Origin of the sequence: Gordonia effusa NBRC 100432, from assembly GCF_000241305.1 — a bacterium.
In the GTDB taxonomy this organism is placed as follows: Bacteria; Actinomycetota; Actinomycetes; order Mycobacteriales; family Mycobacteriaceae; genus Gordonia; species Gordonia effusa.
Window position 1 is genome coordinate 25,917 of the sequence record NZ_BAEH01000012.1, and the last position, 10,482, is coordinate 36,398.

Annotated in this window: 11 protein-coding genes; 10 read left to right on the plus strand and 1 reads right to left on the minus strand. The window is 60.1% G+C overall.

What is annotated here, in order from left to right; translation table 11 throughout:
* Positions 1-20: 20 nt before the first annotated feature.
* A complete protein-coding gene (locus GOEFS_RS01340; RefSeq protein ID WP_007316064.1) occupies positions 21-1,223 on the minus strand; it encodes an acyl-CoA dehydrogenase family protein in 1,203 nt (400 codons plus the stop codon).
* Between the two features lie 105 nt (positions 1,224-1,328).
* Here GOEFS_RS01340 and GOEFS_RS01345 point away from each other — a divergent pair, with 105 nt between their 5' ends.
* From GOEFS_RS01345 to GOEFS_RS01390, 10 genes are all read left to right on the plus strand, one after another.
* Positions 1,329-1,520: a ferredoxin gene (locus GOEFS_RS01345; protein WP_007316065.1), complete on the plus strand. Its 192-nt coding sequence runs from the start codon at positions 1,329-1,331 to the stop codon at positions 1,518-1,520.
* Between the two features lie 111 nt (positions 1,521-1,631).
* The gene (locus tag GOEFS_RS01350) at positions 1,632-2,522 is read left to right on the plus strand and encodes a 3-oxoacyl-ACP reductase (RefSeq protein ID WP_040524231.1); all 891 of its coding nucleotides are present in this window, start codon (positions 1,632-1,634) and stop codon (positions 2,520-2,522) included.
* 57 nt (positions 2,523-2,579) lie between these two features.
* Positions 2,580-3,344, plus strand: a complete 765-nt coding sequence (locus GOEFS_RS01355) for an MlaE family ABC transporter permease (RefSeq protein WP_007316067.1) — start codon at positions 2,580-2,582, stop codon at positions 3,342-3,344.
* A gap of 1 nt (position 3,345) precedes the next feature.
* The gene (locus GOEFS_RS01360) at positions 3,346-4,197 is read left to right on the plus strand and encodes an MlaE family ABC transporter permease (RefSeq protein WP_007316068.1); all 852 of its coding nucleotides are present in this window, start codon (positions 3,346-3,348) and stop codon (positions 4,195-4,197) included.
* A 3-nt stretch (positions 4,198-4,200) separates the two neighbouring features.
* Positions 4,201-5,379, plus strand: a complete 1,179-nt coding sequence (locus GOEFS_RS01365) for an MCE family protein (RefSeq protein WP_007316069.1) — start codon at positions 4,201-4,203, stop codon at positions 5,377-5,379.
* A complete protein-coding gene (locus GOEFS_RS01370) occupies positions 5,372-6,427 on the plus strand; it encodes an MCE family protein (protein ID WP_007316070.1) in 1,056 nt (351 codons plus the stop codon). The genes GOEFS_RS01365 and GOEFS_RS01370 overlap by 8 nt, the downstream gene beginning before the upstream one ends.
* The gene (locus GOEFS_RS01375) at positions 6,424-7,692 is read left to right on the plus strand and encodes an MCE family protein (protein WP_007316071.1); all 1,269 of its coding nucleotides are present in this window, start codon (positions 6,424-6,426) and stop codon (positions 7,690-7,692) included. The genes GOEFS_RS01370 and GOEFS_RS01375 overlap by 4 nt, the downstream gene beginning before the upstream one ends.
* Positions 7,693-7,694: 2 nt before the next feature.
* Positions 7,695-8,954 carry an MCE family protein gene (locus tag GOEFS_RS01380; RefSeq protein WP_007316072.1) on the plus strand — a complete coding sequence of 420 codons (1,260 nt, stop codon included), beginning with the start codon at positions 7,695-7,697 and terminating at the stop codon, positions 8,952-8,954.
* Positions 8,954-10,156, plus strand: a complete 1,203-nt coding sequence (locus GOEFS_RS01385; protein WP_040524226.1) for an MlaD family protein — start codon at positions 8,954-8,956, stop codon at positions 10,154-10,156. Before GOEFS_RS01380 ends, GOEFS_RS01385 begins: the two co-directional genes overlap by 1 nt.
* A 3-nt stretch (positions 10,157-10,159) precedes the next feature.
* Positions 10,160-10,482, plus strand: a 323-nt coding sequence (locus GOEFS_RS01390; protein ID WP_007316074.1) for an MlaD family protein, incomplete at its 3' end; no start/stop codon positions are given.

Sequence of the window (10,482 nt, forward strand, 5' to 3'; positions counted from 1 at the left end):
GTGCGTACAGGAACGTCAGGTCAGCGTCGCTGATGGGGTTGTCCGAGGGCGAGCATCGCGATGATGTCGCGCTGCACCTCGTTGGTTCCGCCGCCGAAAGTGAGGATGAGGGAGGAGCGTTGGAAGCGCTCGAGGCGGCCGAGCAGGTGTGCCCCGGAGCTGCCTTGTCGCAGGGTGGCCGCGGGACCGACGACCTGCATCAACAATCGGTATGCCTCGGGGGCGAATTCGGTGCCGTAGACCTTGGTTGCCGATGCGTCCGCTGGACTCGGCGCACCGCCCGACGACGCGGCCGAGGCGATCTTCCAGTTGACCAATTTCAGAAACTCGACGCCGGCATGTACCTGTGCGAGATTCGACTGCACCCACGGGGCGTCGATCACCGGAGAACCATCGGAAGTCTTTGTGTTCTGGGCCCATTCGATGGTCTCGCGTAGTGCGTGCTGAATCGGCGCGGCACTGCACAGGGCGACGCGCTCATTGTTGAGCTGATTGGTGACCAGCGGCCAGCCCTTACCCAACTCGCCGACCAAGGCGGTCGCGGGTACCCGGACATCGGAATAGTAGGTCGCGCTGGTGTCGACGCCGGCCATCGTGTGCACCGGGGTGTAGCTGAAGCCGTCGGCGGTGGTCGGCACGATGAGCATCGAAATGCCTTTGTGCTTGCGGCCGTTGGGTTCTAAGCCACTCGGGTCGGTGCGGCATGCGAGCCAGACATAGTCGGCGTAGGGGATCAGCGACGTCCACATCTTCTGACCGTTGATGACAAAGTCGTCGCCGTCGCGGACCGCGGTCGTACGTAATGAGGCGAGGTCGGTGCCGGCGCCCGGCTCGGAGTAGCCGATGGAGAAATGCAATTCACCCGACGCGATCTTCGGCAGGAAAAACGCCTTCTGCTCGTCGGTGCCGTAGTGCATGATGGTCGGCGCGACCGAGTTGATGGTCAAAAATGGCACCGGGGCGCCGGCGATCGCCGCTTCATCGGTGAAGATCAGCTGATCCATCATCGACCGGTTCTGGCCGCCGAACTCCTCGGGCCAGCCGAGTGCCAGCCAACCGTCGGCTCCCATCTGTGCCACGACGTCGCGGTAGGCGGTGCCCTCACCGATTTCGCCCGACGTCGACGTGAGCGCGGCACGACGCTCGGGCGTCATGAGTTTCGCGAAATACGCACGGAGCTCGCGCCGCAACTCGGCTTGCTGGTCGGTGTAGGCGATACGCATCAGAACTCCATAACGGGCGGTGGGTGTTCTATAATCTGTAACACGTTCTAACCCGAAAGCGGCGGCTGCGTCAACAGGCGTCGACGACCAGTAGGAGTGTGTGGGATGCGAATCAAGGCCGACTTCGATCTCTGCGAGTCCAATGCCATCTGCGTGGGTATGGCACCGGACATTTTTGACCTGGATGACGACGACTACCTGGTCATTTTGCAAGAAGAGGTACCCGCCGAACGGGTCGAAGAACTACGCCAGGTGGTGGCGAGCTGCCCGAAGTCGGCGTTGAGTTTGGACGAGTGATCTGATTCGGCCGAAACGATTGCCGTTTTGGTCGATGCCTGTATGGTACTGCAACAGGTTCTAGTTTTGGGGGGCGCAAAACTTGTCAGCAGTGCTTGGAAGGTTGAATCAGTGGTTGCTTCACTCGAAGGCCGCGTCGCGGTAGTTACCGGCGCGGGTGCCGGACTCGGTCGCGCGGAGGCGATCGGATTGGCGTCGCAGGGCGCGACCGTTGTGGTCAATGACCTCGCCGGTGCGTTGGATGCGAGCGATGTCTTCGACGTCATCAAGGCCGCCGGTGGCACCGCGGTCGGCGTGGCCGGCGACATCTCGGCGTCGGAAACAGCCACCGAGATCATGCGGACCGCTACCGAGACACTCGGCGGACTCGACATCGTGGTGAACAACGCCGGAGTGATCCGCGACAAAATTCTGTTCAACATGTCCGACGACGACTGGGACCTGGTGATCAGAGTTCATCTGCGCGGCCATTTTCTGCTCAACCGCAATGCCGGCGCCTACTGGCGAGCGAAGTCCAAAGAGTCGGGCGCCCCGGTCTACGGCCGCCTGATCAACACGTCGTCGGAGGCCGGTCTACTCGGCGGAGCCGGCCAACCCAACTACGCGGCAGCGAAAGCCGGCATCACCGCGCTCACGCTTTCGGCGTCGCGCGCACTGGATCGGTTTGGGGTCCGATCCAACGCCATCTGCCCGCGTGCTCGTACCGCGATGACCGAGAACGTCTTTGGTGACGCCCCGACCGACGGCGTCGATCCACTCTCTCCTGAACACGTCGTTGAGCTTGTCAAATACCTAGCTGGGCCAGACTCAGACCGTGTCAACGGTCAGGTGTTCATCGTGTACGGTCCGAAGGTCACTTTGATGGCGGCACCGCAAGCAGCCCACGTGTTCAACGCCGACTGTGACTCCTGGCGCGCCGGAGAACTCGGCGGATCGCTTACCAGCTACTTTGCTGATCGTGATCCGTCAATATCGTTCTCCGCAAGTGCGCTAATGAACTAAGACATATGACTGTTTCGGGCATGGTAGGTTCGCCACAGCCGCGCGTTAGGAGTGCAGGTGATTCGCAAGCTCGCGACGCCGTTTTCGGCGGTCGGTGACTTTGTGTCACTTGGGGTTGAGTCTTCCCGTGAGCTGTTTCGGCGCCCGTTTCAATGGCGGGAAACCGTAGAACAGTCGTGGGCGATCGCCCGCGTCTCGATGGTGCCGACATTGCTCGTCGCCATTCCGTTTACGGTCCTCGTGAGTTTTACACTCAACATCTTGTTGCGAGAGATCGGCGCGCAGGACCTGTCCGGAGCGGGTGCCGCGTTGGGCACCATCACTCAGATTGGTCCTATCGTGACGGTGCTGATCGTCGCCGGCGCGGGAGCAACGGCCATCTGCGCCGACCTCGGCGCACGTACGATCCGCGAAGAGATCGACGCACTGAAAGTGCTCGGTATCAACCCGATTCACCGACTGGTGGTGCCGCGCATCATCGCCTCGACAGGTGTGGCGCTACTACTTAACAGTCTCGTCTGCACCATTGGTATTGGCGGCGGCTTTGTTTTCTCCGTCTACCTGCAGGATGTGAACCCCGGTGCCTTCCTGGCAAACCTCACCCTGCTCACCGGACTCGGCGAGTTGATGATCTCGATGGTCAAAGCGGCGCTGTTCGGTCTGTTCGCCGGCATGGTCGGGTGCTACCAGGGACTCAATGTCTCGGGTGGAGCCAAGGGCGTCGGCGACGCCGTCAACGAGACGGTTGTCTATTCGTTCATGGCGCTGTTCGTGGTCAATGTCGTGGTGACCGCGGTCGGTCTGAAAGCGACGGCGGGTTAATATGGTTCTCCCATTCACCACCCGACTGCGAGGTGCTCGCGTAGCCGCGAAAAATATCGGCGAAGACTGGAACCAAATCGGGGACCAGGCGCTGTTCTATTGGGACAGCATCGTTTCCATACCCAAAGCGCTGCGTCTGTACAAAAAGGAAACGCTGCGTCTGATCGCCGAAATCTCGATGGGGACCGGCGCGCTTGCGATGATCGGCGGCACCGTCGTCGTGGTGGGATTCCTGACGCTGTTTACCGGCGGCACCATCGCTGTGCAGGGCTACAACTCGTTGGCCAATATCGGCGTCGAGGCGTTGACCGGCTTCTTCTCCGCCTTCATCAACGTGCGTATCGCGGTACCCGTTATCGCCGGCATCGCCCTCGCGGCAACGATTGGCGCCGGGGCGACGGCACAGTTGGGCGCGATGCGAGTCAGCGAAGAGATCGACGCACTCGAAGTCATGGCGATCTCGTCGATCCCCTATCTCGTCAGCACTCGAATCATCGCCGGGCTGGTTGCCATCATCCCGCTGTACGCACTGGCATCGCTGGCGTCGTTCATCGCCAGCCGCTTCGCGACCGTGTTCCTCTACGGTCAATCGCCCGGTGTCTACGACCACTACTTCAACACCTTCTTAATCCCCTCCGACATCATGTGGTCGTTCGTACAGGCCATCTGCATGGCCGTCGCAGTTATGCTCATTCACACCTACTACGGCTTCAACACGTCCGGTGGTCCGGTCGGCGTAGGTATCGCGGTCGGCAACGCGGTGCGGGCATCGCTCGTCGTGGTTGTCGTCATCACCCTATTGACCTCGTTGGCCATCTACGGCGCAGACGGCAAATTCAACTTGGCGGGCTGAGCGATGTCACGAAAGCAGGAACGTAGCAACGGCGTTCGCAAGCTCGCGGCTGCCGCAATGGTGATCGCGCTCGTGGCGTTGATCGTCGCCGCCAGCATCCAATTTCTCGGCGGCTTCAAGTCGACCAAGCCGATTACCGTCGTCGCGCCGCGCGCCGGTCTGGTGATGAATCCCGACGCCAAGGTCAAACTGCGCGGAGTGGAAGTTGGAAGGGTCGACTCCATCACGCAGAAGGACGGCCATGCGGTTCTGACACTCAACATCTCGTCGGATCAACTGCGGATGATCCCAGCCAATGTGACCGCGGATATCAAGTCCAACACTATCTTTGGCGCCAAGGCAGTTAACTTCGACGTCCCGGCGAGTGGCCCGGTCGGCACGCTGAGCGCGGGTGCGGTCATCGACGCCGACCACGTAGTAGTGGAACTGAACACCGTCTATCAGAAGCTGGTAGCGGTACTGGCGAAGTTGCAGCCGGAAAAGCTTAATGCCACGATCGGCGCGCTGAATACCGCGCTGGACGGCAATGGTGACAATATCGGTCGGGGTTTGGCCGGGCTGTCGACGTTGTTAGCCAAGACCAATCCGCATCTCCCCGAACTCAACGAGTTATTCGAGCAGGCGGCGTCGGCGACGAATATCTATGCCGACGTGATGCCGGATTTGTTGCGCACCGTGGACAACACCATCTTCCTGGGCAATACATTGGTCGACAACACGTCGAATCTCGATGCGCTGCTGGTGAATACAACCGGCATGGCCAATACGATCGACGGTATCCTCGCGCCGCGCAAGGCGCAGATCATCAAAATGCTGAGCAACCTCAATCCCACTGCGACGTTGCTGGGCTATCAGGCTCCGGGGCTTCGATGTTTTATCACCGCGACGGCCGCCGCCGGCCAGATGGCCGCGCCGATCTTCGGTCTCAATGACGGACAGCTCAAGCTCAACGCCGGCCTGCTGCCCGGTAAGGAACCGTATCGGTATCCGTACAACCTTCCCGAGAATAACGCCGACGGGCCGCCGACTTGTGAAGGGGGACTGAGTAATCCACGGCCGAAGAAGAAGGCTGACTTCTACGTGACCGACAACGCGCCGCAGCCCTACCAGCCGCGCACAACGCCAAAGTTCAATTCCAAGAAGGTCTTTCAGTTGTTGTTTGGAGCACCGCCCCGTGGATAGTAGAGCACGCGCGTTCCGCGCGACCCTGATCAAACTGGGCATCTTCGCTATCACGATGATCCTGGTGTTCGTGGCGTTGGTGGTGGTGTTCAGCCGATACCGGCCGGGCAGCTCCTACGACTATTCGGCGATGTTCACCAGTGCGTCATCGATGAAAACCGGTGCCAAGGTAAAGATCGCTGGCGTCGAGGTGGGTGCGGTGTCTGGCATCGAACTCACCCAGTCGTCGGAGGCCAAGGTCGACTTCAGCGTCGACGAGGACTACCCGTTGCCGTCGAGTGTGCGCGCGCTGATCCGATACGAAAACCTAACCGGCGACCGATACGTCGAGCTGCAACGCGGTGTGGGAGACGTGAATTCGACGATCAGCCCCGGCGGTCAGATCCCGATCTCGCAGACCGAGCCGGCACTCGACCTCGATAAGCTGCTCGGCGGTTTCAAGCCGCTGTTTCGTACTCTCAACCCGACCGAGGTCAATGAACTTTCCGAATCGCTGATCCAGGTGTTTCAGGGCCAGGGACCCGCGCTGACTTCGCTGCTCAAGTCAACGTCGCAGTTCACCAACAGCCTGGCCGACCGAGATGAGTTGATCGGTCAGGTGATCGACAATCTGAACAAGACCCTGGGCACACTCGACGCCGATCAGCAGGGGTTCTCCTCAGATTTGGATCGGCTGCATCAACTTGTGGACGGACTTGCCGCCGACCGCACGACGATCGGTCAGGCGCTGTCGTCGACGTCGGCGGTTACCAACGACTTGGCGTCGTTGCTCACCGACACGCGTCCGCAATTGAAGTCGCTGGTAACTGATACCGGCAAACTCGCCGACGAGATGAACAAGGGCGAGGGTTACGTGCGGGAAGTGTTGCCGCGCTTGCCAAATGACTTCAAGACCCTGTCGAATCTAGGATCTTACGGTGCGTGGCTGCAGATTTGGCTATGCAAGCAACGGTTGCTTTTCACCGGGCCGGGGAACACCCAGATCTCGGTGGTGACCCTTGATGCGACAAAGAATTCTCGCCCAGGGAACAGGTGTGACAACACATGAGTGTTCCATTTGGTGGTCTATTCCGGAATCGGCGAAACACGTCAGCCGATGCCGACGCGGCGCGCGATGACAAACGTGGTGCCCGCAGTCGCGCCGCAGCGGGAGTCATTGGATTCACGCTCACCACGATGGTGGTTGTCGTCGCGTTGCAGATGGACAAACTGCCCTATCTTTCGCCGATCAGTACCTACAGCGCGTATTTCGACGATGCCGGTGGCTTGGTCGCCGGCGACGTCGTGGTGGTGTCGGGAGTCACTGTCGGTACGGTAGAGAAGATTTCGCTCGCAGCCACCGACAAGGGCACCAAAGCGCGGGTCAATTTCCGTACCGCCGACAACGTGTTGTTCGGCATCGACACCCAGGCATCCATCAAGACCGAGACGGTTCTGGGCCGCCGCAACTTGACGCTCATCTCGCATGGGCCCGGCCGGATCAAACCCGGTGGCGAGATTCCCAACGAGAACACCGTGTCGCCGTATTCGCTTTCGGACGCTCTCGAGGGAGCGACCGACACACTGTCGGAAACCAACGTCGACCAACTCAACGAAGCATTGAAGACGATGACCAAGGCGTTCTCACAAACGCCGTCGTCGGTGCGCGGCGCGGTCGACGGTGTCTCCCGAGTCTCCAAGGCGATCGCCGATCGAGACAACTCGCTACGCGAACTGCTCGCCAAGGCAAATAGAGTGTCCAAGATCCTCGGCGACCGCAGTGACAAGATCAATGACCTTCTGCTGGATGCCAATTCGCTGTTCGGCGAGCTGCAGATGCGACAGCAGGCCATCGGCCTGCTGATCACCGGCACCCGCGACGTGACCGCGCAGATCAGTGGATTCATCAAGGACAACAACGCACAACTCAAACCGGTGCTGCTGAAGCTGAACCGTGTGCTCAATGTTCTGAACGACAATCAGAAGGTGCTCGGCCAGGCCATCGACCAGCTCGGCCCCTACGCCAACACCCTCGGTGAAGCCGTCGCCTCGGGTCCGTATTTCTCCTCGTTGGTCGGCATTCCGACCTTCGGTGACTACACCGCGGTCTTCATGAAGATCTTGCGGCAGAAGTATCCGGAGATCTGGCAGGCGTACAGCTACACCAACATTCTCAACCCCGAAAACTATTCTCTGGTACCGGGATACGACGAGAACAAGCCCAAGCCGAAGCCGACAGTGCCGTACCCGACGGCCGGGCCGCCACAGACCACCAAGCCGCGTACGTCGTACCCACCGCTGACGACATCGACCAAGCCGAGAACAGGAGGGTGACGATGGCTATCAGTAAGAAGACCTGGTTGGTGATCGTCGCCGTTGTGGTGATCCTCGCACTACTATTCGCCGGCTATTTCGGGTACAAGGCGGCGACCAAGAATAAAGTCACCGCGTATTTCGCAAGTGTCACCGGCCTGTACAACGGTGATCCGGTTCGAGTGGTCGGTGTCAACGTCGGGCGGGTCACGTCGATCTCGCCGCAGCCAAACGCGGTCAAAGTAACGATGGAACTCGACAAGGATGTCAAGGTTCCGGCCGACGCGAAAGCTGTGATCGTCGCGCAGAGCCTGGTGTCGGGACGATTCATTCAGCTCACTCCGGTGTACACCGAGGGCGCGACAATGGTTGGCGGAGCTGATATTCCGATGGAACGCACCGCGGTTCCGATGGAATGGGACGATGTCAAGAAGCAGTTGACCAGGCTCACCGACGCCGTGGGGCCGAAGGGAACCGACCACGGCACCTTGTCGGATGCGGTCGACGTCGCGTACGAGAACCTGGCCGGTAACGGTAAAGCCATCAACTCGTCGATCAAAGAACTCTCCGATGTGATGGGGACGTTGTCGTCGGGGCGCGGCGATCTATTCGCCACTATCCGGAGTCTGCAGAAACTCACCGACTCGCTCTCGACCAGTCATGAGCAGATGATGCAGTTCAACGGCCGGATCGCTTCGGTCAGTTCGGTATTGGCGAATAACACCACTGCCCTCAACGGTGCACTGCACAACTTGGACAGCGCACTATCGGACATCAAGTCGTTCATCGACACCAACGGCTCGACGCTGTCGGATTCGATCCGCCGCCTGTCAACCGCAACGACGGTGTTGCGAACGAAAGATGAGCAGGTACAAGGACTCTTGCACTCCGGTCCGACTCAGCTGGCGAACTTCTACAACATCTACAACCCCTTGTTCGGATCGCTGTCGGGTATCTTCGGCCTTGGTATGGGCTCCAACCTGGTCACGTTGCTCTGCGGCACCATGCAGGCCAACGATCGGCCGGGTCAGGATCAGAAGGACGTCGAGAAGTGTGTCGACACGATCGCGCCGTTGTTCGCGTCATTCACCATGAATTACCCACCGTTCCTGGCCAATCCGGTGACCGGAGTGAACGCACGGCCGAATCAGATCAAGTACCAGAACGCAAGTGTGAAAGCACGCGCTCAGGCTGACATCCGGCAGCTCGACGCGCAGACTCGCAAAGACAACGGCAACACTCCACTCGGCAACTTGCTGGTTCCCTACGGTGGTGAGAAGTGATGCGCGCGAACCGATTAGGAGCCGGCCGGCGGGCCGTTATCGCGATGGCCGTGGTCGGGGCGCTGGCGCTGGGGGCCAGTGCCTGCGGATTTGAAGGGCCGCAATCTGTTTCGGTGCCGGGTGCGCCGGGTACCGGTGATGGGTCGTATGAGATTTCGGCGATGATTCCGTCGGCGGCCGGGTTGGTCACGAACGCGCCGATCATGCTAAACGACGCCACCGTCGGGTCGATCGGTTCGATAAAGGTGAAGGACTGGAACGCCGACGTGGTGCTGCGGCTCAACCAGGGCGCCCGGATTCCGCGCGGTTCGCAGGTGATGGTCGGTATGACGAGCGTCCTGGGGTCGTCGCATCTGGCGATCCTGCAGCCGGAGAATCCGACGCAGGGCATGATGCGGCCTGGCGACGAAATTCCACTGACCAAATGTCCGGAACAGGAAAACCTCGCGACACCGGAGAATCCGATCCCAGATATCACTGCGGCACAACAGGTTCAAGCGTGTACCTTTCCGACGACTGAGCAAGTGTTGAGTTCACTGTCGGTGGTGCTCAACGGTGGTGGACTATCGCAGTTCGGCGATGTGGTGCACGAACTGAACGCCGTGTTCGCGGGCCGACAGGATGTGATCACCAAACTCATCCCACGTCTGAACACCTTGGTCGGGGACCTGAATGCTCAGCGCAACAACATAATTCGCGCGATGGAAGGTATCGATCGGCTCTCGGCGACGATGAACGCTCAGACGCCGACGATCGAGCGGGCGTTGACCGACGGGCCGCAGATCCTGCAACTGCTCGTCGATCAACGCGTGCAATTCACCAATACACTTGCGGCGGTGGGCAGATTGTCGTCCACCACCGATGCCATCTTGAAAGCCAACGACACCGATCTGCGGGTCATCATCAAGAATCTGGTGCCGGTGGTCGACCAACTGTCGAAGACCGGGCCGGCACTGACTCAATCCCTTGGCTTGTTGCTGACCTTCCCGTTCTATGAGGCCGCCATCCCCAAGATCGTCAAGGGCGACTACGTGAATTCCGATCTGACACTGGATTTGACCTTCAAGCGACTCGGCGGCGGATTGTTTTCGTCGGTCTTAGCGAGCCGGGTGGTCGGCCCAGAAGGTTTGACGAGTAAGCCCGCGGGCGCGGCCAAACGTGGCCTCAATCCCTTTGTGTCGCCCGGACAAGGCGGTCGGTAGCCAATGAAGATAACCAGATTCGTCCGTATGCAGCTCACGATTTTCGCGATCGTCACGGTGATCTCGCTCATCGCGATAGCGGTCTTCTATCTGCGTGTCCCGCAGATGGCAGGCATTGGCAAATATGTTGTCACGCTTGAGCTGCCGAGTTCCGGCGGGCTGTACCAGAACGCGAATGTCAGCTATCGCGGCGTCAACGTCGGCAAGGTGTCTTCGGTGGTACTCACCGACACCGGTGTGGCCGCCACCCTCGACATCGAATCATCGGCAAAGATACCCACCGATTCGCAGGCGTCGGTGCGCAGTGTGTCCGCTGTCGGCGAGCA